This is a genomic window from Tenacibaculum ascidiaceicola, assembly GCF_047470925.1.
Taxonomy (GTDB): Bacteria; Bacteroidota; Bacteroidia; order Flavobacteriales; family Flavobacteriaceae; genus Polaribacter; species Polaribacter discolor.
Map to the genome: position 1 here is coordinate 79,115 of NZ_JAZKJP010000010.1, position 24,226 is coordinate 103,340.

Genomic DNA, 24,226 nt, shown 5'->3' on the forward strand with positions numbered 1-24,226 from the left:
CTAGAAAGCGTCATCCCAACTGAAAAGAGGGAACTCATTAAAGTGAGTAACATCTATTGTTGAGATGTCTCATCATTCATACTTTATGCTACCGATATGATACCTATTGATTTTAGTTAATTTATAAAACTCAGGTTATACCAAAATTTTATCAAAGGTATACACCATTTTTGCTAATTTCGCCGCTTAAAATATTTTGTATGATTACGGTAGATCAATTAACGGTTGAGTTTAGTGGTAACACCCTGTTTAGCGACGTTTCGTTTGTAATAAACGAGAACGATAAAATTGCCTTAATGGGTAAAAATGGCGCAGGAAAATCCACCATGATGAAAATTATAGCAGGAGTTTCTAAATCAACTAAAGGAGGCGTTCGTAGTCCGAAAGATACCGTAATCGCTTACTTACCTCAGCATTTGTTAATGGAAGACAACTGCACGGTAAAAGAAGAAGCGTCCAAAGCATTTGCATCTATTTTTGCTATGAAAGCCGAAATGGACGACCTCAACAAACAATTAGAAACCCGTACCGATTACGAATCGGACGATTATATGAAAATCATCGAGCGTGTATCGGATTTAGGAGAGAAGTACTACGCGTTAGAAGAAGTAAACTACGAAGCTGAGGTAGAAAAAGCCTTAAAAGGGTTAGGGTTTAAACAAGAAGATTTTGAAAGAGCTACTTCAGAGTTTAGTGGAGGTTGGCGTATGCGTATAGAGCTGGCGAAAATCTTACTGCAAAAACCCGATTTAATTTTGTTAGATGAGCCTACCAACCACGTTGATATTGAATCGGTAATTTGGTTAGAAAACTTCTTATTAAACAAAGCCAAGGCGGTAGTAGTAATATCGCACGATAAAGCATTTATCGATAACATTACCAACAGAACCATTGAGGTTACCATGGGAACCATTCACGATTACAAAGCTAACTACTCACACTATTTAGAGTTGCGTAAAGAACGTCGTGCACATCAGTTAAAAGCTTACCAAGAACAACAAAAGTTTATTGCCGATACCAAAGCGTTTATCGAGCGTTTTAAAGGAACTTATTCAAAAACGAATCAAGTAGCTTCGCGTGAACGAATGTTAGAAAAATTAGTTCCTGTAGAAATAGATGAGGTAGATACTTCAGCATTAAAATTACGTTTTCCACCATCACCACGTTCGGGAGATTATCCTGTAAAAGTGGAAGGATTGACGAAGCAATACGGAGACTTAACCGTATTTAAAGATGCAAGTTTCTCTATAGCTCGTGGCGAAAAAGTATCGTTTGTAGGAAGAAACGGAGAAGGAAAATCGACCATGATTAAAGCAATTATGGGAGAAATTGATTTTGAGGGTGAATGTGGTTTAGGGCACAATGCCAAAGTGGGATATTTTGCACAAAATCAAGCATCATTGTTAGATCCTGAACTAACAATTTTCCAAACCGTAGATGAGGTTGCTGAAGGAGACATAAGAACGCAAATCAAAAATATATTAGGACGTTTTATGTTCTCGGGAGATGATTTAGAAAAGAAAGTAAAAGTACTTTCTGGAGGGGAGAAAACCCGTTTAGCAATGGTAAAGCTGTTGTTAGAACCTGTAAACGTGTTGATATTAGATGAGCCTACGAACCACTTAGATTTAAAATCAAAAGAGGTAATTAAAGAAGCCTTATTACATTTCGATGGAACGTTGATTTTAGTATCGCACGATCGTGATTTCTTACAAGGATTATCTCAAAAAGTATTTGAGTTTAAAGACCAACGTGTTATTGAACACTTTGAAACGATTGATGCATTCTTAGAACGTAATAATATCAAAGCGTTAAAGGAGATTGATTTATAAAAACGTCATTGCGAGTGGAACGAAGCAATCTGTTTATCGTATACTGAGCAAAAGATAGCCACGTTATTCATTTCGACTTCGCTCAATGAGCCTCCTCGCTATGACGGTTAATTCACTCCGCAACACTTCTTGTATTTCACACCGCTATCACAAGGACAAGGATCGTTTCTAGAAATATCCAGACGTTTTAAGTGTAAGTTCATGTCGTCCATATCTTGTTTAAAGATTTGCTCTAGCAATGCATAAAGCTCAGGATGTTTTCTGGCTAATAATTTCGGACGCTCAAAAAAGTATTCGCTTGCTACCGAGAAAAATTCCGCTTTGTTAGTTCCGCCATACGGATTGATATCAGAAGCGTCGTTGTATATTTCTTCAATTTTTTTGTTGATTAAGTCTACCCACGGAATACTGTATTGCTTTTCTAATAATACATGTGGTACACCGTCAATATTACCATCTAGTTTATCAATTAAATGTACAAACTCATGGATGGCAGTATTCTTTTTATCAGTTTCATTTTCAAAACCTAAATGTAAAGCAGGTTTAGATAAAATCATTTTTCCTTCTAAATACCCATTACCTACCATTCCTAAAATTCTTCGGTTGTTTCCTTCGGTTTCAAAATGCTCGTTAAACATAGCAGGATATAAAATGATTTCTTTGATGTTAGGATAGTGCCATTCAGGAAAATTAAAAATAGGAATTACAGCACTAGAAGCTATCAGTAATTTGTCGGTAATTGTAACTGTAACATCAACACCAATAACCTCATGATTTAATAGGAATTCAAAAACTTTAAACTCGAACAATTCTTTTTCATCAGGAGTGAGTGCGTTGTAAAAAGCAACTTTTTTAGTTAAAATAACTTTCCATTTACTGGGGAATGGAGTTGTTGGTTGTTTCCACTTAGTGGTTGAGGTGTTTTTTTTGAATACAAGAAAAATACCTACGAGTATAATTATAGATAGATAAGTCATTTAAAATAGCGTTGCGACTAGTAGTAATTTTTTTCAAATATATAAAAATAGGGTAGAGAGGGAGTACTTTGTTGAGATTTCTCAGTCATACCTCCTTCGTAATGACGTTAGGTAAGTGTCATTCCGAATGGATGTGAGAAACCGTAAAGTTCAGCGGAGCTAAATCTTATTCATGTGAGTAATTCCCATTGTTAAAATCTCTCACGTTCCGCGTTGCTTTAGTTCAAATGACAGCATGTTTCGTCATTGCGATTAATTTTATGTCATTCCGAACGGATGAGAGGAATCTCATGAAGTCAGTAACTTCCATTATTAAGATCTCTCACATTCCGCGTTGCTCCAGTTCGAGATGACGGGATGGTTTCGTTATTGTGAGGGAAACGAAGTAATCTTCTTTAGTAATGATATTTAAGTTTTTAATGTTGAGTGTTTTGTAATTGTTTATTTGTTTTGTTGAGTGTTTATTAAAAAATAGGCATTTGTTTTTTGTAAGTGTTAAAATTTATATTGTTTTATTAAATTATTTGTAAATAAGATTTGGAATGTATACATTGGCAATAAGATTAATGTATTGTATTTATACATACCACTTAATTAGTAACCATAAATTCCCCAATATATATGACTACAAACTTAAATTTTCAGACTGTAGCAAAAGAACAAATCAAGTTCTTGAAATTTCCAAAAGAAGAGGTGTTAAACAAAAAGAAAGCAATGGTAAATCGTATTTTAGATTTACAACGAGCACTATCTTTAGGAAACTTAGAAAGAGAAAAGGTAAAAATATTTTTTATGGATATGGATGGCTTAAAAAAAGTAGAAACTACTGTTTGGGGTATTACTGATACTTCAGTAATTCTAAAACAGGCAACCATTATTCCGTTAGAAAGAATTGTAAGAGTTGCATAAATAAAAAAGACCTCGAAATTTCGAGGTCTTTTTTTATAGGTGTTATATTTATTAAGCTTCCGCTTCCATATAATCTTCAATAGGATTACAAGAACAAATTAAGTTACGGTCACCAAAAGCATCATCTACACGACGTACTGAAGGCCAAAACTTATTGTCTGCAATATAATCTAAAGGAAATGCTGCTTGTTTACGAGAGTATGGTAAATCCCATTCATCAGCAGTTAACATTTCTTGCGTATGTGGTGCATTTTTAAGCTGGTTGTTAGGATTTTCCTTACTCGCTTCAGCAATCTCTTTTCTAATAGAGATTAACGCATCACAAAAACGGTCTAATTCAGCTACACCTTCCGATTCGGTTGGCTCTACCATAATTGTACCCGCTACAGGGAAAGATACAGTAGGCGCGTGGAATCCGTAGTCCATTAAACGCTTCGCGATATCGGTAACTTCAATTCCGTTTTGTTTAAACTCACGACAATCTAAAATCATTTCGTGTGCTGCACGGTTCATTTCACCTGTATATAAAGTGCTATAGTGTCCGCTTAAACGCTCTTTAATATAGTTTGCGTTTAAAATTGCATTCTTAGTAGAGTTTGTTAACCCGTCGGCACCTAACATAGTAATGTATCCGTAAGAAATTAAACATACCAATGCAGAACCCCAAGGAGCTGCTGAGATAGCAGTAATGGCATTGTCACCACCAGTTGCTATTACAGGGTTGGTAGGTAAATACGGAACTAATTGAGGAGCTACACAAATTGGTCCAACACCTGGTCCGCCACCACCGTGAGGAATCGCAAATGTTTTGTGTAAGTTTAAGTGACAAACATCGGCACCAATAGTTGCAGGATTTGTTAATCCTACCTGTGCGTTCATGTTTGCTCCGTCCATATATACTTGTCCGCCATTATCGTGAATAATTTGAGTAATCTCTTTAATAGCCTTTTCAAATACTCCGTGAGTAGATGGGTAAGTTACCATTAAAGCAGCTAAATTATCAGCATGTTTTTCAGCTTTTGCACGTAAATCTTCTACATCGATGTTTCCTCTTTCATCTGTTTTGGTAACTACCACTTTCATACCTGCCATAACAGCAGATGCTGGGTTAGTTCCGTGAGCAGATGCAGGAATTAAACAGATGTTTCTGTTGGTGTCTCCATTTGCTTCGTGATATGCTCTAATAGTCATTAATCCAGCAAATTCACCTTGTGCACCAGAGTTAGGTTGTAAAGAAGTACCTGCAAAACCAGTAATAACGTTTAATTGGTTTTCAAGGTTATCTAACATTATTTGGTATCCTTCCGCTTGGTTTAAAGGTGCAAATGGGTGGATATTTCCCCATTGAGGATTACTCAACGGTAACATTTCAGAAGCAGCATTTAACTTCATGGTACAAGACCCTAAAGAAATCATTGAGTGATTTAATGCTAAATCTTTACGCTCTAATTTTTTGATATAACGCATCATGTCAGTTTCTGATTGATACGTATTGAATATGTCGTTATCTAAGAAAGAAGTTGCTCTTTTTACATCTGCAGGAATTACGTCAGCTGAAGTAAATTCAGTAACTAAAATATCTTTGATATTAAATGCTTGTTCGAAACAGTCAACAATTTCGTTGATTTCTTTTAAACCAACAGTTTCGTTTACAGAGATTGAAACATGCTCTGCATCGATGTAGTTAAAGTTGATTCCGTTAGCTTCTGCTACTGGACGTAACTTGTCTGCTTCAACTTCAACTAGAATAGTATCGAAATAAGCGCTGTTTTTTTGTTTGAAACCTAAATCTGTTAAAGCTTTTGCTAAGGTTGTAGTGCTTGTGTGTACACGATCTGCAATGTATTGTAAACCATCTTTACCGTGGTATACAGCATACATACCTGCCATAACAGCTAATAATACCTGTGCAGTACAAATATTAGAAGTTGCTTTTTCACGTTTAATGTGTTGTTCACGTGTTTGTAATGCCATACGTAAAGCACGACCACCGTCAACATCTTTTGTAACTCCAATAATACGACCAGGAATACTACGCTTGTAAGCTTCTTTAGTAGCAAAATACCCAGCGTGAGGTCCTCCGTATCCTAAGGGAATACCAAAACGTTGCGTAGTACCTACAACAACATCAGCACCAAATTCAGCAGGAGCTTTTAATTTTACTAACGATAAAATATCAGCAGCTACAGCTACTTTAATGTTATTAGCATTACAGCTAGCAACGAAATCGGTATAATCATATACTTGTCCGTGCTTGCCAGGATATTGTACAATAGCTCCAAAGAATTCTTCTGAGAAGTTAAACTCTTGGTGGTTACCAACAACTAATTCAATTCCGATAGGAATAGCACGTGTTTGTAATACCGATAAGGTTTGTGGTAAAATTTCTTCTGAAACAAAGAACTTGTTTACGTTAGCTTTTTTTTGTGCTCTTTCACGAACATCAAATAATAAAGCCATAGCTTCAGCAGCAGCAGTACTTTCGTCTAATAACGAAGCATTCGCTAACTCCATTCCTGTTAAATCACAAATCATAGTTTGATAATTTAACAAGGCCTCTAAACGTCCTTGTGCTATTTCAGCTTGGTAAGGAGTATAAGCAGTATACCATCCTGGATTTTCTAAAATATTACGTTGGATAACACTAGGTAAAATAGCTTCGTGGTACCCTAAACCTATATAACTTTTAAAAACTTTGTTTTTAGCACCTAATTCATTGATGTGATTTAGGTATTCATATTCGCTCATGGCAGGAGCTAAATCAAGCTCTTTTTGTAAACGAATATCGTCGGGAATAGTTTCATAAATCAATTGGTCTAAACTCTCAATGCCAATTGTTTGAAGCATTTGATCCTGATCTTTAACACGAGGACCTATATGCCTAAGTTGAAATGAATTTGTGTTCATTATTGTGTTGTTGTTTTTCGTGCCTCAAAAATAGTGAAATTGGTTGATTTGATACTACATATTTTTTTGTTAAAAACAATATTTTATTAACCAAAACAGCTGGTTATAAACATAAAAGTTATTTTTGTTAGATGAACCTTTTTAAAAAAGCACTCGATTTTTATATAAATTCTAGTATCCATGTAGCCTTAGCGGTGTTTTCTTTGTTTAGAATTACAGAATTATATTTTGGTTTTTCATACGATGAGTCATTGAGTTTTTTTGTGTTTTTTGCCACAATTACTGGGTATAATTTTGTTAAATATGCAGGAGTTGCGAAACTCCATCACCGAAGTTTGACTAAAAACCTGCAAATCATTCAAATATTTTCATTGATTTGCTTCTTGTTAATGTGCTACTATGCATGGTTATTACCTCTAAGAACATTATTGTTTTTTGTGCCTCTAGGAGTTTTAACTTTTTTATATGCAGTGCCTTTTTTAAGTGGATTCCAAAAAAACTTACGAAGTATTGGTTATTTAAAAATAATAGTAGTGGCTTTAGTATGGGCTGCAACTACGGTATTGTTACCTATATATGCCAGTGAAACTTCTTTTACAACTGAGGTGTACCTATCTGCAATACAACGTTTTTTATTGGTGGTAGTATTAATCCTTCCATTTGATATAAGAGATGTGCAATATGATGCTATTTCTTTGCAAACAATCCCTAAAAAGATAGGTATAGAGTACACTAAGAAGTTTGGAGTTGTTCTGCTTGGATTATGTTTGGTGTTGGAATTTATGATTAGCCCGAATACTCATTTTCGAACTGTTTTTTTAGTATTGTTTACTGTATTACTATTTCTGTTGATGAGGGCAAAAACAAATCAGTCTAAATACTATAGCTCTTTTTGGGTTGAAGGCATACCGATTTTTTGGTGGTTATTTTTGTTAGTTTAAAACTGAAGTTTTTTAGAAGTATTAGAACTTAAAAAGTAATAGCTTGTAAGTAGCATATTTTTTATAGTTAAAAACTGAAACTTAAGGGTTTTGTAATATGTGTTTTTAAGAAAACCTTTGTACATTCGTTGGCTTAACAACACAACAACAAAAACACAAATTAAGTAACATGAATTTAGTAAAACGAAATTTCGTTTTCGATTTCGATAGCACACTTACCAGTGTGGAAGCATTAGATGTTTTGGCCGAAATCACCTTAAATGGAAGTCCGAAAAAAGAAGAGGTTATTCAAGAAGTAACCCGCATTACCAATCAAGGAATTGATGGAGAAATGTCCTTTACGGAATCCTTAGAAAAACGTATTCGGTTATTAAGTGCTAAAAAATCTGATTTACCATTATTAATTGAAGAATTAAAACAAAAAGTTTCTCCTTCTATAGAAAGAAATAAAGAGTTTTTTGAAAGCTTTTCTGATGATATTTACGTGATTTCAGCAGGGTTTAAAGAATTTATAGACCCTATCGTAGCTGAGTATAACATTCCGTCTGAAAGAGTATTTGCAAATACTTTTGAATTTGATGCAGATGGAGTTATTGTAGGGTTCGATACTCAAAACCCATTATCTAAGCATAATGGAAAGATAGATTGTTTAAAATCCTTAAATTTAGAAGGTGAAGTACAAGTAATTGGAGATGGCTATAGTGATGCTGTTACCAAAGAAGCAGGTGTTGCTGATACTTTTTTTGCTTATACAGAAAATGTGTCGAGAGATAAAACTATCGCAAATGCCGACCATATTACACCAAATTTAGATGAATTTTTATACGTTAACAAGTTGCCTAGAAACCTATCATACCCAAAGAACAGAATTAAAATATTATTACTAGAAAATGTACACCCTGATGCTTTTACAAAGTTAACAGGTGATGGTTTTTCTGTAGAAACTGTTTCAAGAAGTTTATCGGAAGATGAATTGATTGAAAAATTAAAAGATGTTCATGTGTTAGGAATTCGTTCTAAAACACAAGTAACTCGTAAAGTTATTGAAGCTGCCGAAAAGCTAATGGTGGTTTCTGCTTTTTGTATTGGAACAAAGCAAATTGACTTAGATGCGTGTAAAGAGAATGGAGTAGTAGTTTTTAATGCTCCTTATAGTAATACACGTTCGGTAGTTGAATTAGCTATTGGTGAAATTATTATGTTAATGCGTAGTGTATTTCAAAGAAGTACAGAAATTCATAACGGTCAGTGGAATAAAACAGCACAAGGTTCAAGAGAGGTTCGTGGTAAAAAACTAGGGATTGTTGGTTACGGAAACATTGGTAAGCAACTATCTGTTTTAGCAGAGGCTCTAGGAATGGATGTGTATTATTATGATGTAGAAGATAAGTTATCTTTAGGAAATGCAACTAAAATAGATACATTAAAAGAGTTGTTGAATATTTCAGATGTAGTTACATTACATGTTGATGATAATTCAGCAAATAAAAACTACATAGGTAGGGAAGAGTTTGCAGAAATGAAAGATGGAGCGCACTTGGTAAATCTTTCTCGTGGTTTTGTAGTGGATATTGAAGCATTGGTGGATGCGTTAAAATCTGGTAAATTAGCTGGAGCAGCGGTAGATGTGTATCCAGAAGAGCCAAGAAAAAATGGTGAGTTTTACACTGAATTAAAAGGGTTGGATAATGTGATTTTAACTCCGCATGTAGGTGGTAGTACAGAAGAAGCTCAAAGAGATATTGCGGATTTTGTTCCGAATAAAATTATGGCGTACATCAATTCAGGAAATACGGTGGATGCGGTTAATTTCCCAAATATTCGTTTACCAAAACATAAAAACGCACACCGTTTTTTACATATTCATAAAAACGTACCTGGAGTAATGGCAAAGATTAATAAGGTATTAGCAAAATATGAATTGAATATTACTGGGCAATACTTGTCTACAGATGAGAAAGTTGGATATGTAATTACCGATGTTGATAAAGAGTATAATCAAGAGGTAATAACGAAACTTAAAAAAGTTGAAGGAACAATTAAATTTAGAGTACTGTATTAAAAACGTATTCTAAGTAATTTATACTATTCAAGGTCTACAGTAAAATGTAGACCTTGTTTTTGTTTGTGATTACTTTTTTAAAGTAAAAAAGTAAACCCAAGCGATAAAAAAGACCTGTAATGGAATTCTAAACCATAAATAAGAAAGTCCTTTTCCATCATAAGCTCCCGTTTGATAATTCAAGTTTTCTAAACTAGCCTTTATGTTGGCAGGCAACATAAGTAGTAAGAATGCGATAAGAATCCAACCTGTAGTTTTTTGGTAGTTAGGAAATAATAAACCTATGGCTATTACAATTTCTAAAACACCAGTTAGTATAGTAACTGGTGATTTTAAAGGAATGAAATCAGGAATCATTTTGCTCATACCTTCAGTAAATAAAAAATGCCCCAAAGCTGTAAATAAGAGCATTGCACACATGGCAATTCTACCAGAAAGGGAGTAGTTTATATTTTTCAATAGTAATTTTTGGATTCCTATTGAAATTAAGAATACAAATAGTAAAACAAATAAAGGTTTCATTGATTATAAAATTTATTCAAAATTGAAGAAACTTTTAAGAGTAATCAATGAACTTGGGTTAATAAATTCGTTTTCTAATTCTGCTCAGTGCTTGTGGAGTTACGCCAATATAAGAAGCTATGTATTTTAGTGGAATTTGTTTGATTAGTTCAGGTCTTTCATGAAAAAGGTTGAGGTACCTTTCTTCTGGAGTGTTGTTTAATAGAGAAAGCTCTCTTTTTGATTTTAGTAAGAATAAACTTTCAGCATTTTTTCTCCCTATTTCATTGCCTATCATAGTGTTTTGATAAATGTCTTCTAAATCCTCAAAGGATAATCTCCATAAAATAGTAGGAGTTAAAGTTTCAATACTATACTCAGAAGGGGTTTGAGTTAAAAAAGAGTCATATGCACTAACGAAGCTGTTTTTAAATACAAAACCAAATGTTACATCATTTTCAATTTTAGGAATGAATAATCTCAAAGTGCCTTCTTCAACAAATGATAGATAGTTTTCTGTTGTTCCTTTAGTTAAGAGTATTTCCTTTTTTTGAAGCTCAACTTTTTTTAGTTTTGAAGTAAAATAGGCTGAATCTTTGTCAGAAATGTTAGCAAAAGATTGTAAAAGAGTTGTTATTTGTTTCATGAGTCAATTTTATAAACTATCAAAATCACTTAAACTCTGTTCTATGGTATTGGCTCCTTTTTGTAAAATTTGAATATAACTAGAAACATTTTCCATTTTAAACCTGCTAGAAGGTCCAGAGGCACCAATACTTGCGATTACTTTTCCTTTGTTGTTGTAGATAGGAATGGCAATACATACCAAACCTAATTCTGATTCTTCTATGTCTAAGGCAAATTTTTGTTGTTGAATTAGTTGTAATTCTTCTTTAAATTTTGAAGTAGAGGTAATGGTGTTTTTGGTAAAAGATTTTAGTGTAACCGAATCTAGAAAGGCTTCTTGTGCGTCTGGTGAAGTAAAAGCTAACAATAACTTACCAATAGCGCTTCCGTTAATAGGAGCATAAGAACCTATAGAGGTACTTATTTTGAGTCCTTGTAAACTATCTGCTTTGTTAATGTGGAATACTTGCTGTTCTTTTAAAATACCTAACAAAACCGTTTCTTGAATTTCTAAGGCAACTTTTTGTATTGGTGTGTTGGTTAAATTTCTAAGTGATTTATAAATAGAAACACGATTTCCTAATTCAAACAACTTACTACCCAATTGATATTTTTCGTTGTCATTTTGTTGTACAACGTTTAGTGAAACTAAAGTACTAAGTAACCGGTATACAGTACTTTTGTTATAGCTAGTTTTAGTAGCTAGTTCTCTAACACCCCATTCTTTTTTGTCATCGGTAAAAGCATCTAAAACAGAAAAAGCTTTTATGATAGATTGATTTAAGTTTTTAGAATCAGCATTCATTTAGTGAAAATATTTTGACTAATATAATAAAAATGTGTAGATTTATAAAACACCGTTTTATTATGTGAAACGCTTTTGGTTTTATTTTGAGATTAAAATAAAGTATCTTTAGTGTTTTTGAAATGGTTTTTAGAAATATAAATAAGTATGTATAAACCAACACTTGATTACGCACAGCAGTTAGATAAAGAAGATAAATTAGCTCATTTAAGAGCGCAATTTCATATTCCAAAAGACAAAGATGGAAATGACTGGTTGTATTTTACAGGAAATTCCCTTGGATTACAACCTAAACAAACGCAACAATACATTCAACAAGAATTAGACGATTGGGCAAAATATGGAGTAGAAGGACATTTTGAAGCACGAAACCCATGGATGCCATATCACGAATTTTTAACGAATTCGATGGCAAAAATAGTGGGAGCAAAGCCATTAGAAGTTGTGGTGATGAATACCTTAACAACCAATTTGCATTTGCTAATGGTATCGTTTTATCAACCAACTAAAACAAAATATAAAATTGTTATAGAAAGTGATGCTTTTCCTTCGGATAGATATGCAGTACAATCGCAATTAAAATTTCACGGACTTGATGCTGAAAATGGTTTGATAGAATGGAAACCTCGTGAAGGAGAAGAGTTATTACGTATTGAGGATTTAGAAAAAATAGTTGATGAACAAGGAGATGAAATCGCTTTGTTATTAATTGGTGGTGTAAATTACTACACAGGCCAATATTTAGATATCAAGCGAATTGCTGAAATAGGACATGCGAAAAATTGTATGGTTGGAATCGATTTAGCACATGGAGCAGGAAATATATCTCCAGAATTGCACGATAGCGGGGTGGATTTTGCAGCTTGGTGTACCTATAAATATTTGAATTCAGGACCTGGAAGTTTAGCTGGATTGTTCGTACATGAAAAACATGCACACAACAAAGAGTTACCACGTTTTGCCGGATGGTGGAATCATAACAAGGAAACTCGTTTTAATATGCGTCAGCCATTTGATGTTATGCCAGGAGCAGAAGGGTGGCAGTTATCAAATCCGCCAATTTTATCCATGGCAGCAATTAGAGCTTCGTTAGACATGTTTGAAGAAGTAGGAATGGAAGCTTTGAGAGCTAAATCAGAAAAACTAACGGGATATTTTGAATATTTAATCAATCAAATTGATACGGATAGAATTAAAATAATCACGCCTTCAAATCCAAAAGAAAGAGGCTGTCAATTGTCTATTCAAGTAAAGAATACCGATAAAAGTTTACACAAAAAACTAACCGAGAATAATATTATTACCGATTGGAGAGAACCAGATGTAATTCGTTGTGCACCGGTGCCTATGTATAACAGTTTTGAGGATGTGTATAGAATGGTAGAAACTTTAAAAACCTTATTGTAAAAAAATGAGTAAAAAAGACAACATAGTAATTATCGGTGCTGGTTTATGCGGAAGTTTATTGGCACTTCGTTTAGCACAAAGAGGATATAAAGTAGCAATGTATGAAAGTCGTCCAGATTTACGAGTTACTGATATTTCAGCAGGACGTTCCATCAACTTAGCATTATCTGATCGCGGTTTTAAAGCTTTGCGTTTATGTGGTGTGGAAGAAAAAGCACGTGAAATTTGTATTCCAATGTATGGGCGCTTAATGCACGATAGAGAAGGAAATACCTTTGCGTCTAATTATTCAGGTAGAGAAGGAGAGTATATCAACTCTATTTCAAGAGGTGATTTAAACGGAATTTTATTAACGGAAGCAGAGAAACACGAAAATGTAACAATACATTTTAATACAGAGTGTACTTCGGTAGATATTGAAAATACTGTAGCACATTTTAAAGATTACAATACCAAAGAAGAGTTTTCGGTGGATGGAGATGTGATTTTTGGAACAGATGGAGCAGGATCTGCATTGAGAAAAAGCTACTATTTAGAAAGAAAATTCTTATTCAGCTATTCACAAAACTTTTTGGCACACGGATATAAAGAATTAGAAATTCCTGCCGATAAATTAGGAAACCATCAAATAAGTAAAGATCATTTACATATTTGGCCTCGTGGAGAGTACATGTTAATTGCGTTGCCAAATTTAGATGGGAGTTTTACTGTGACTCTGTTTTTAAGTTATGATGAAGGAGAGTACAATTTCAATAACCTAACTACTGAAGAAAAAATAACCGAGTTCTTTGAAAAAGAATTTTCAGATGCCTTGGATTTGATTCCGAGTATAAAAGATGAGTTTCTTAACAACCCAACAGGAGCTTTAGGAACTGTAAAATGTTCACCATGGCATTATCAAAATAAAACCTTGTTAATGGGTGATGCAGCACATGCAATTGTTCCGTTTTATGGACAAGGAATGAATGCTTCTTTTGAAGATGTAACTGTATTTGATACAATTTTAGATGCACACGAAGGAGATTGGGAAGTTACTTTTAAAGCATACGAAAAAGCACGTAAAGAAGATACTGATGCCATCGCCGATTTAGCAATTGATAACTTTTATGAAATGCGCGATCATGTAGCAAATCCGCTATTTAAGCAAAAAAGAAAGTTGGAGATGGATTTAGAAAAAACATTCCCAACCGAATATTTTTCAAAATACTCTATGGTAACCTTTAATGAAGAAATACCATATGCAGAAGCGATGAAAAAAGGACGTGCTCAAGATAAAGCCTTATTGAATATGGTAGCACATCATGATTTGGACACAATTACCGATTTAAAAGAGGCATTAAAAAAGGTACAAGAAGAAACCAACGAAATTTTAGAAGAAGATAAAATCGCAGGGTTTAGGTAGGTTACTCTAATTCTCTTTTTAATTTAAAGAACTCTTGTTCTAAAAAAGAGAGTTTATTTTCTATTGAGTTGTTAAAATCTGGAACTCTGTTAAAAAAAACGTATTGTATTTCCCATAATTCTTTAATGTCTTTAAGAGAAAATGTCTTGTCAGGAATGTTTTTATGATTTGCACGTAGTATTACAGAATCGTTATTGATGTAAAGTCTACGTAAAATCAATTCGTTTTTGACAAGAGTTAGGGTAAGTACTCCGTTTTTTAAGTTCTTTATATTGTTGTTTGGTGTAAGTTCACCTATTACTATGTCGTTAGGGTATAGTCCATTGTCGTGATTAGCCATTTCTAAATTTGAAATAGTGTAAGCTCTAAGTTTTTTTTGAGAGCGAATTGGAAGTTGGATTATAGGTAGATCATTAATAAAAGAAGTTTTGTTGTGGTGCTCTAGGTATTGTGTAATTTTTTTTTTGGTAATACAAGGGATTTTGGTAATAGACTCTTTATGGAGTTTTTCAGTTTCTAGAGTTAGACTCTCTTTAAATTGGAGTAAGTTATTAACAGTAAGTTCAGAAGTTAGTAGATTATCTATAGGGATGCTAAAATAATTAGCAATTTTTATAATAGTGTCAATTTTAGGTTCGCTTCTACCTTCTTCATAGGCGCCTAGTGTAGCTCTTTTAAGGTTGAAGAGTTCAGCAAAAGCTTGTTGGCTTAGGCGTTTGATACTTCTGATTTTTCTTATGTTTTTACCAAATAATGACATGTTTTGCTAATTTTATTTGCTAAATAATTTTATTTCCGTATATTTGAGCAAACAATATTAGCTAATTATTTTTGTTTTTGCTAATTTTTTTAGTTTAAAAATTAGTAGAGAATATTTAAAATTAAAAATTATAGAATTTATGTTACTAATAATATTATGCTGAGTGTCTTTGGATTTAGAAACTTTTTGTAATATTATCGCTTAAAAAGAATGCTATACAAACTAATCAAACTACTTAAAAATGAATACACATTTTAGTAAAGTAAAAGAATTTTTACTGGGGTTGAATTTCGATATTATAAAAGAAAATCAAGAAGAAGGTATTTTTGTTGTTGAGAAAGAAAACGAAGGGATTAAAAACTTAATTATTGGTGTTGCAAATCCAATAATCATTTTTGAGCAATATATCTTTAAAATTAAACAGCCAAATCAAGAGGTTTTTAAGAGCCTGTTGCAGAAGAATAGAGATATTATTCATGGCGCTTTTGTTTTGGATGAAAGTGGGGAGCGTGTTATCTTTAGAGATACACTTCAGTTGGAAAACTTAGACGCTAATGAATTTGAAGCTAGCTTAAACTCGCTTAGCTTACTATTGAGTGAATACTCAGATCACATTATTAATTTTTCAAAATATTAAAAAAAAATAGATATGAATTTTTTTAAAAGACTTTTTAAAATAGGACAATCAGAAGCAAATTCTGCAATAGATAAAATGGAAGACCCTATTAAAATGACAGAGCAGGGAATTAGAGATTTAAAATTAAATCTTGAAAAAAGTTTAGAATCGCTTGCGCAAGTAAAAGCATTGGCTATTAGAGCTAAAAACGATAGAGAAGAACTAACTTTTAAAAGTCAAGATTATGAGCAAAAAGCAATATTAATTTTGAAGAAAGCACAAAATGGTGATATGGAGGCATCAGAAGCAGATCGTTTAGCAAAAGAGGCTTTGATAAAGAAAGAAGAAACAAACCATAAAGTAGGAATGGTGAAAAAAGAAGAAGTTCAATTCAACGATTCTGTAAGTAAATTAGAGCATAATATTCAAGAAATCAAACAGAATATTAGTAAATGGGAAAATGAGTTGAAAACATTAAAAGCTAGAGTTAAAGTTTCTAAAGCTACAAAGAATTTGAATAAACAAATGGCTGATATTGATAGTGGAAGTACTGTTTCTATGTTGGAACGCATGAAGGAGAAAGTACAACAAGAAGAAGCTCTGGCTGAAGCTTATGGAGAAATAGCAAAATCTTCTAAATCAATAGATCAAGAATTGTCTGAAGCTGCAGATGTTACTGAAACTACAGCTGAGGAAAGTTTGTTGAAATTAAAAGAAAAGTTAGGGTTAAACGATAAAGACGCATAGAATTGAACACTTTTACCGATATTATATTTTCATCAGTAAATTTACCACTAACAATTTTAGTAATCATACTATTACTGTATTGGATAGTAACCATGATTTCTGGAGTTGATTTCGATTTAGATGTAGACGTAGATATTGATGCAGATTTCGATATAGATACAGATTCAGGTATTGAAGGAGGAAATGCAGATTTTCATGATGTTTCTAATGCAGAAGTAAATAAAGAAGATGTATTAGGAAAGAAAAGAAAACCACTAAAATGGTGGCAAATATTTCTTATTTATTTCAACTTTGTTGGATTGCCTTTTATGTTCACATTTACTTGCTGGATTTTTATTTGGTGGATTTGTACAGCGTTTTCTACAGTTTTAACTGGTAGTATAAATAATAGCTTTGGTTTTGTATTAATGTTAATAGGGTTTTTACCGTCGCTATTTATTAATAAAATTTTCACAACACCTTTTAAAAGTTTTTTTAAGAACTTAAACCAGCATGGAGATTTACCGATAGAAATAGTAGGTAGAGTAGGTGTTTCTTTATCCAATATCAAAGAAAAAAAATTAGGTTCAGCTGAGGTAAAAGCTGAAGGGACTCATTTATCAATAAATATTAAATCGTTAGACGGTAGTCCAATACAATATAGAGAGCAAATCTTGATTATAAAACAGAGTCAAGATAAGTCTTTTTATTACGCACAATCATATATTAATTAAAAACAAAATTTAAAAAAAGAACTATGACAAACAGTTTATTACAGGTTATCGGAGTAGGAGTAGGTTTAATTCTATTCCTAATTATTCTATACTTTGCTATAATAGCAATGTTCTACAAAAAGGTACCACAAGGACAAGCTTTGGTACGTACAGGTTTTGGGGGAACCAAAGTAGCTACAGATAAAGGAATGTATGTTATACCTGTGTTTCACAGAGTAGAAATTATGGATATATCTGTGAAGAAAATCCAAATAGAACGTTTAGGTAATGATGGATTACTTTGTAAAGATAATATGCGAGCAGATATTAAAGTAGCCTTCTTTGTGAGGGTGAATAATGAAGTAGATTTTATTAAAAAAGTAGCACAAACTATAGGTTGCGATAGAGCATCAGATATTTCAACATTAGAAGATTTATTTGAAGCTAAATTTTCTGAAGCGTTAAAAACTGTAGGTAAGAAGTTTGAATTTACTGAGCTATACGAGGCTCGTAGAGAGTTCAGAGACGAGATTGTAGATATTATTGGAACCGATTTAAATGGGTATACGCTTGAAGATTGTGCCATTGATTACTTGGAGCAAACTTCGGTATCTTATTTAAAAGCAGATAATATTTTAGATGCTGAAGGGATTAAGAAAATTACTGAATTAACAGCGGCACAGAATATCAAAGCAAATTTGATTAAAAGAGACGAAGAGAAAACTATTCGAAAGCAAGATGTAGAAGCGCGTGAAGCTATTTTAGAGTTAGATAAACAATTAGCAGAAAAAGAAGAACAACAAAAACGTGAAATAGCTAATGTTAAAGCTAGAGAAGAAGCTGAAATACTAAAAGTTAATCAAGAAGAATTACTAAAATCTGAATCGGCAAGAATAGCAACAGAAGAGAAAGTACAAGTAGCTGAAGAGAATAAACAAAGACAAGTTATTGTAGCGGCTAAGAATAAATTGCGTACAGATGTTGTTGAAACAGAAAGAGTAGAAAAAGACAGAATGTTAGAAGCTACTGAACGTGAACGAATAGTTACATTGGCACAAATTGAAAAAGAAAAAGTAGTTGAAGTAGAAAAGAAGAATATTCAAGATGTTATTCGTGATCGAGTTACTTTAGAAAAAGGAGTTGTTGAAGAGCAAGAGAATATGAAAGATATTCAAGCATTCAAAACAGCAGAAAGAGAGAAACAAGTTACCATTACATTAGCAGAAGCAAAAGCTCAAGAAGATTTAATTAAAACTATTAAAGAAGCTGAGGCACAGAAAGAAGCAGCAAAACAAAAAGCTGAAGAAATTAACATAGAGGCACAAGCACAAAAAGAAGCAAGTGAAAAAGAAGCAGAAGCTCGTAAAACATTAGCAGATGCAAAAGCAAAAGAAGAAGCTACTTTAGGAATGTCAGAAGCGCAAGTAATGCACGCCAAAGCTGACGCTAGTGAACGATTTGGTACTATGGAGGCTCTTATTATAGAGAAGAAAGCAAAAGCAGAAGCTGTTGGAGTTGAAGCAAAAGCAGAAGCGTTGAGAAAAGAAGGAATGGCAGAAGCTGAAGTTATAAGAGAAAAAGCCTTAGCAGATGCGGCTGGAATTGAAGAGAAAGCAGCAGCAATGAAAAAGTTAGATGGAGTAGGTAAAGAGCATGAAGAATTTAAACTGCGCTTAGAAAAAGATTTAAAAGTAGACTTAGCACATATCAACATACAAAAAGATATTGCAGATGCTCAAGCAGATGTAATTGGACAAGCATTAAAATCTGCTAAGATTGATATAGTTGGTGGGGAGACTATGTTCTTTGAGCAAATAATGGGACAAATTACTAAAGCTAAAGGACTGGATAAGATGATTGAAAATAGTAGTAATTTACAAGAGGTAAAGGATGCTATATTAAGTAGTGATGATGTAAAAGGGAACTTAATGGAACGTGTAAGAGATTTTGCTGTAAAATATGGGATTTCTTCTGATGATATTAAAAACTTAACAATAGCTAACTTATTAATGACACTAAAAGATAGAGCAACATCTGATGATGATCAAACGCTTTTAGGAAACCTTTTTAGCTTAGCAAAAGGATTAGATATTTCTAACAAGAAAATGAGTTAAAAAACACTTTTCCGAGCATTGAATATTCAATGCTCGGAACATGTTTAAGTGTTATAATATTAATTTTAACTCGTAATTTTGTATGGATAATCAACAACTTGATGGCGGAACTTATGAAATTATTCAGAGTCGTCTTCAAAAACAAAAAAAAGAGCTATTAGACAGGTTACAAAGATTAAACGAAGCTAGAAAAGATGTATTTGGTACTGTTGAAACAAAGCTCATAGCAAACGATAGAATCAATACAGAAAATAACTGTATTGCAAGAGATATTGTTTCTTTAGGAAATACATCAATCTTTGGATATAATGTTCATTTTGGATTAAGAACATCTATTAAATTATCAGATGTTTTTAGTGCATATGAATTTAAGGAGAATCGTTTTCAACCTAAACCGCTAGACTTTCTTCATGACGAAACTTTCATAAGCGACTTTACTAACTTATATAAATATTATCGAAACACCATTTTTGCAAAATTTGCAATTATCGATAATTACCTTCATATGGTTTTTCAGTTGAGTGAAAATAAAACGGATATAAAAACTTTTAAATGGTTAATAAAAGACAATGAGTTAGTATACGTTGATAATCGAAGTGAACACGAATACAGATTTCCTAAACAACACGAATTCAATTGGCAAGAAGTAACCCGAGATATGCATCGTTATGGAATTCATTCGCATATTTCGATTTTAGATAAGGTTTTTGTAGAAACCATTGGAGGAGATCTTACTATAAAGATAGAAGATAATACTGATGAGGGAAAAGGAATTCTAGAAGAGCCTGTTGAACATGTTGATCAAACATTAGATGACGGTCAATTTCGTTATGCTGATTTAGGTAACCTTATTCTTCTTGAAATAAAACCATTCCAAGAAAAAGCACGTTACTTTATTTATAACCACAAACTACAAGAAGTTCAAAAAGTTGATAGTATTAAAGATTGTGCGGTATTATTGCCAGATGATCAAGGACTTATTTTCCCTGACGGGTATTATTTACAAACAGGCCAGTATAAACTTTTTGAAAATAACACTAAAGATGTAAAGTTTCAAGAGAAAATAACTTCTCCTAACGGAGAGGATTTTTTATATGTTTTTTATGCAACGATAAGAGGGCTTTACATATTAATGTCTTATAATATTATTGAGCAAGAGGTAAAAACTCCTATTGTTTGTAATGGTTTTACGATTTTAGAGGATGGAGAGTTGTGTTACTTCAAAACTGAAAATGAACAAACAAAGCACCATGTTGTTCAAATTTGGCAAACACCTTATGTAAAAACAGATACTATTCCTTCTTTACATGAAGACACGTTGTTGTATAAAATAGGGAACAAGGATATTGTAAAGGCAATGGCAGAATGTCATGAACTGATAACACTTTTAAACAAAGAAGATAGTTATGCAGGTCTTTATAATGATATAGCAAAGAAGTCTAATGATATTAACAGTAGTTATTACTGGATTAATGAGCCTGAAACAGAACAATTAAGTATACCTGTTGCAGAAATTAATGATGCTGCAAGTGCTGCGATTGATGAATTTGAGAAAGTAACTCAACTGAAACAACAAGCCGCAAAAGAAGGTAAGGTTATTAAAGAAAAATCAGATGAACTTTTAAGTAAGATTAAAAGTACATCTTTTAAATCTATAGAAGATTTTGTTGAGTTGTTGAATCAACTACGAGTGCTACGAGGGCAAGTTATTAGCTTAAAAGATGTTCGTTACATAGCAATTGATGTATTAGAAGAAATTGAAAACTCTATAGAAGAACAGAGTACAATCATATCAAAAAGATGTGTAGAGTTTTTGCTAAACGATCAAGCCTTAAAGCCATATCATAATCGTGTTCAAGAAAAGCAAGAACAATTAACATCTATTAAAAAAGTAGTAGAAGCAAAAAAGCTCGAAAATGAAGTCGACAAAATTACAACAGATTTAGAGCTCTTAATTGAAATAGTGACCAATTTAGAGATTGAGGATACTTCTCAATCAACTAAAATTATAGATAGTATATCTTTAATTTTTGCCACACTTAATCAACTAAAATCTGGGATTAAAAACACTATTAAGTCTCTTGGTAATAAAGAAGCAAAAGCAGATTTTGCAGCCCAGTTAAAACTCATCGATCAAAGTATTATCAATTATATTGATATGGCTAATACGCCAGAGAAATGTGATGAGTTTCTAACAAAAGTGGCCATTCAATTAGAAGAAATAGAAGGGAAGTTTGCCGATTTTGAAGAATTCATTTCTTTAATTCTCGAAAAGAGAGAAGAGGTTAATGATGCTTTCGATACTCGAAAAAATACGATTCTTGAAAAAAGAAACAAAAGGATAGAGGCTTTAAGTGCTGCTTCTGAAAGAATTTTAAAAAGTATCGTAAAAAAGGCTCAAAGTTTTCCTACTGTAGAGGATATCAATGGGTATTTTGCTGCTGACTTGATGATTAACAAATTAAGAGATATTGTTGGTCAATTAAAAGAATTAGAATCAGTTGGTAAAGCAGAAGCTATTGAAACACAACTGAAAGTAGCTAAAGAAGATGCGTTAAGGAAATTAAAAGATAAACAAGAGTTATATGAAGATGGAGAAAATATAATTCGTTTAGGTAAGCATAAATTTGGAGTTAATAAACAACCACTCGACTTATCAATAGTTTATAAAGAAGAGACGTTATACTATCACTTAACTGGGACAAATTTTTATCAAGAGGTTCAAGATAGAACTATACTGAAATCTGAGAAGTATTGGGATCAAGAATTAATTTCTGAAAATAATTTAGTTTATCGATCTTCTTATTTAGCATATAAGCTGTTTACTTCTTATGCTACTGAAGAGTTACTAAAACATAATGAACAAGATTTACTGCTATTAGTTCAAAAAGAAAGTGGTGGTTTATTTGCTGAAGGGTATGTAAAAGGAGTACACGATGTTGATGCATGTAAAATACTATATACACTTACTCATAAACATCATGAACTAGGATTGTTAAGGTATTCCTCAAATATTAGGGCATTTGCTCAGTATTTTTGGAATTCATTAGCTAAAGAAAGTCAAGATTATTATAACTTTTCTATTAAGGCTTCTGGAGAAGTTTTAAGATACTTCCCTAAAAGTAAAGAGTATGATTTTTTAATAGATAAGTTATACGAAGAGATATGCATTTTTGCAGAAGAAACATCTTTGTTTTCTAAAGAAGTAGGAAGAGAAATAGCTAACTATCTATTTAGTCAATTAAACAATACTAATTCATTTGTAATTAGTGCTGTTGCTTTAGAGTTAAAGGAAGCTTTTATAAAATACTTAACACAACAAGATGCGTTTAATGTATTTAACAGTAGCCTTGAAAAAACTACAAATTATACAGCAAAAATTAAATTAACAAGACAATGGGTAAGCTCTTTTATTATGTCAATAAAAGGAGATGAAAATTATATACACGAAATAATTTCGTTATTATTATTTAACCATGAGCCTAACACGGCTATACATGCGAACTCTGAAGAAGTAATAAAAGAATTAAAAGGAGAGCACCCAAGTATAATTGAAGGAAAAATTAATTTTAATTATCATAAATTTATTGAAAAACTAGAGGTTTTTTCAAAAGAAGATGTTCCAAATTTTATAGCATATAAAGAAGCGAAGCACTCACTTGTAGAAAACTTAAAAGAGTCATTAAAGTTAAATGAGTTTAAACCAAGAGTACTATCTTCTTTTGTTAGGAATAAGTTAATAGACGAAGTCTATTTTCCTTTAATAGGAGATAATTTATCGAAGCAGTTAGGAACTGTTGGAGATAATAAACGTACAGATAGAATGGGGATGTTACTTTTAATATCGCCGCCAGGTTACGGAAAAACTACTTTGATGGAGTATTTAGCTAACAGATTAGGGTTAATTTTTATGAAAATTAATGGTCCAGCAATAGGTCATGAAGTAACATCTGTAGATCCAGAAGCAGCTACAAATTCGGCGTCTAGAGAAGAACTCAAAAAATTAAATTTAGCATTTGAGATGGGTGATAATGTAATGTTGTATTTAGACGATATTCAGCATTGTAATCCTGAATTTTTACAGAAGTTTATTTCTCTTTCTGATGGAACGAGAAAAATAGAGGGAGTATATAATAGAAAGCCCAAAACTTATGATTTAAGAGGTAAAAAGTTTTGTGTAATTATGGCAGGAAATCCCTATACAGAAAGTGGAGATAAGTTTCAAATACCTGATATGTTGGCAAACAGAGCCGATATCTATAATTTAGGAGATATTATAGGAGATACAGATCAGTTATTTAAACTTAGTTTAATAGAAAACTCACTAACATCAAACCCTGTACTGCATCAACTAAGTAGTAAGTATTTTGAAGATGTTTATGCGCTGATAGATAGAGTTGAAAATAATACTCAAGAAGGAGAATTAAAAGGAAATCATACCAAACAAGAAATACAAGATTATATTTCGGTACTAGAAAAAGTAATAACTATAAGGAACACAATCTTAAAAGTAAATAAAGCATATATTGAGTCGGCAGCAAAGGAAGATGAATATAGAACAGAGCCATCTTTTAAATTACAAGGTTCATACCGAGACATGAATAAGTTAGTAGCTAAAGTAGTACCAATAATGAATAATAATGAGTTGAAAAGATTAGTGTTGTCTCATTATGAAAGCGAGTCTCAAACGTTAACTTCTTCTGCAGAGGCAAATTTATTGAAATATAAAGAGTTGATAGGAGATATGTCAGAGAATGAGGCAGATAGATGGAGTGATATAAAAGAAATATTTGTTAAGAATAATAAGCTAAAAGGTTTCGGAAATAAAAATGAAATGGCTCAGATATTAAACCAAATGATGTCTTTTTCAGATAATTTAGAAGGAATTAAAGAAGTTTTAAGAAAAGGGTTAGAAGATTAAGCAGGT

17 protein-coding genes are annotated in these 24,226 nt (G+C 32.5%); 11 read left to right on the forward strand and 6 right to left on the reverse strand.

What is annotated here, in order from left to right; all coding sequences use genetic code 11:
• Positions 1-200: 200 nt before the first annotated feature.
• Positions 201-1,832, forward strand: coding sequence for an ABC-F family ATP-binding cassette domain-containing protein (locus VBY68_RS10125; RefSeq protein ID WP_415269647.1), 1,632 nt, complete (start codon positions 201-203; stop codon positions 1,830-1,832).
• 107 nt (positions 1,833-1,939) lie between these two features.
• Here the strand turns inward: VBY68_RS10125 and VBY68_RS10130 are convergent, their stop codons facing one another.
• Positions 1,940-2,809 (reverse strand): zinc-dependent peptidase, encoded by an 870-nt coding sequence (locus VBY68_RS10130; protein WP_415269648.1) that lies wholly within the window; start codon positions 2,807-2,809, stop codon positions 1,940-1,942.
• A 621-nt stretch (positions 2,810-3,430) separates the two neighbouring features.
• On the opposite strand from VBY68_RS10130, the gene VBY68_RS10135 reads away from it, so the two are divergent.
• The gene (locus VBY68_RS10135; protein ID WP_099216293.1) at positions 3,431-3,718 is read left to right on the forward strand and encodes a hypothetical protein; all 288 of its coding nucleotides are present in this window, start codon (positions 3,431-3,433) and stop codon (positions 3,716-3,718) included.
• A 51-nt stretch (positions 3,719-3,769) separates the two neighbouring features.
• On the opposite strand, the gene gcvP is transcribed toward VBY68_RS10135, so the two are convergent.
• Positions 3,770-6,625, reverse strand: a complete 2,856-nt coding sequence (gene gcvP, locus VBY68_RS10140) for an aminomethyl-transferring glycine dehydrogenase (protein ID WP_415269649.1) — start codon at positions 6,623-6,625, stop codon at positions 3,770-3,772.
• Between the two features lie 131 nt (positions 6,626-6,756).
• Between gcvP and VBY68_RS10145 the strand changes: the two genes are divergently transcribed.
• On the forward strand, positions 6,757-7,566 hold the full coding sequence (locus tag VBY68_RS10145) for a UbiA prenyltransferase family protein (protein ID WP_099216295.1): 810 nt from the start codon (positions 6,757-6,759) through the stop codon (positions 7,564-7,566).
• A gap of 169 nt (positions 7,567-7,735) precedes the next feature.
• Entirely contained in the window at positions 7,736-9,628 is a 1,893-nt protein-coding gene (gene serA, locus VBY68_RS10150; RefSeq protein WP_415269650.1) for a phosphoglycerate dehydrogenase, read from the forward strand.
• Positions 9,629-9,697: 69 nt separating this feature from the next.
• On the opposite strand, the gene VBY68_RS10155 is transcribed toward serA, so the two are convergent.
• The 3 genes from VBY68_RS10155 to VBY68_RS10165 are packed head-to-tail and all read right to left on the reverse strand — an operon-like array spanning position 9,698 to position 11,561.
• Positions 9,698-10,150, reverse strand: a complete 453-nt coding sequence (locus VBY68_RS10155; RefSeq protein ID WP_415269651.1) for a DoxX family protein — start codon at positions 10,148-10,150, stop codon at positions 9,698-9,700.
• Positions 10,151-10,208: 58 nt separating this feature from the next.
• Positions 10,209-10,775 carry a Crp/Fnr family transcriptional regulator gene (locus VBY68_RS10160; RefSeq protein ID WP_273693877.1) on the reverse strand — a complete coding sequence of 189 codons (567 nt, stop codon included), beginning with the start codon at positions 10,773-10,775 and terminating at the stop codon, positions 10,209-10,211.
• A 9-nt stretch (positions 10,776-10,784) separates the two neighbouring features.
• On the reverse strand, positions 10,785-11,561 hold the full coding sequence (locus VBY68_RS10165; protein ID WP_415269652.1) for an IclR family transcriptional regulator: 777 nt from the start codon (positions 11,559-11,561) through the stop codon (positions 10,785-10,787).
• Between the two features lie 147 nt (positions 11,562-11,708).
• Here VBY68_RS10165 and kynU point away from each other — a divergent pair, with 147 nt between their 5' ends.
• Positions 11,709-12,968 (forward strand): kynureninase, encoded by a 1,260-nt coding sequence (gene kynU / locus VBY68_RS10170; protein ID WP_415269653.1) that lies wholly within the window; start codon positions 11,709-11,711, stop codon positions 12,966-12,968.
• A 4-nt stretch (positions 12,969-12,972) separates the two neighbouring features.
• A complete protein-coding gene (locus VBY68_RS10175; RefSeq protein ID WP_415269654.1) occupies positions 12,973-14,370 on the forward strand; it encodes an FAD-dependent oxidoreductase in 1,398 nt (465 codons plus the stop codon).
• 1 nt (position 14,371) lies between these two features.
• Here the strand turns inward: VBY68_RS10175 and VBY68_RS10180 are convergent, their stop codons facing one another.
• Positions 14,372-15,130 carry a helix-turn-helix domain-containing protein gene (locus VBY68_RS10180; RefSeq protein ID WP_415269655.1) on the reverse strand — a complete coding sequence of 253 codons (759 nt, stop codon included), beginning with the start codon at positions 15,128-15,130 and terminating at the stop codon, positions 14,372-14,374.
• A gap of 241 nt (positions 15,131-15,371) precedes the next feature.
• On the opposite strand from VBY68_RS10180, the gene VBY68_RS10185 reads away from it, so the two are divergent.
• From VBY68_RS10185 to VBY68_RS10205, 5 genes are all read left to right on the forward strand, one after another.
• Positions 15,372-15,767 carry a type III secretion system chaperone family protein gene (locus tag VBY68_RS10185; RefSeq protein ID WP_415269656.1) on the forward strand — a complete coding sequence of 132 codons (396 nt, stop codon included), beginning with the start codon at positions 15,372-15,374 and terminating at the stop codon, positions 15,765-15,767.
• Between the two features lie 12 nt (positions 15,768-15,779).
• Positions 15,780-16,493 (forward strand): PspA/IM30 family protein, encoded by a 714-nt coding sequence (locus tag VBY68_RS10190; protein ID WP_124590750.1) that lies wholly within the window; start codon positions 15,780-15,782, stop codon positions 16,491-16,493.
• A gap of 2 nt (positions 16,494-16,495) precedes the next feature.
• Positions 16,496-17,206, forward strand: coding sequence for a hypothetical protein (locus tag VBY68_RS10195; protein WP_099216306.1), 711 nt, complete (start codon positions 16,496-16,498; stop codon positions 17,204-17,206).
• Between the two features lie 23 nt (positions 17,207-17,229).
• Positions 17,230-19,299 (forward strand): flotillin family protein, encoded by a 2,070-nt coding sequence (locus tag VBY68_RS10200; protein ID WP_099216307.1) that lies wholly within the window; start codon positions 17,230-17,232, stop codon positions 19,297-19,299.
• An 82-nt stretch (positions 19,300-19,381) separates the two neighbouring features.
• Positions 19,382-24,220: a DNA repair ATPase gene (locus VBY68_RS10205; RefSeq protein ID WP_415269657.1), complete on the forward strand. Its 4,839-nt coding sequence runs from the start codon at positions 19,382-19,384 to the stop codon at positions 24,218-24,220.
• Positions 24,221-24,226 lie beyond the last annotated feature (6 nt).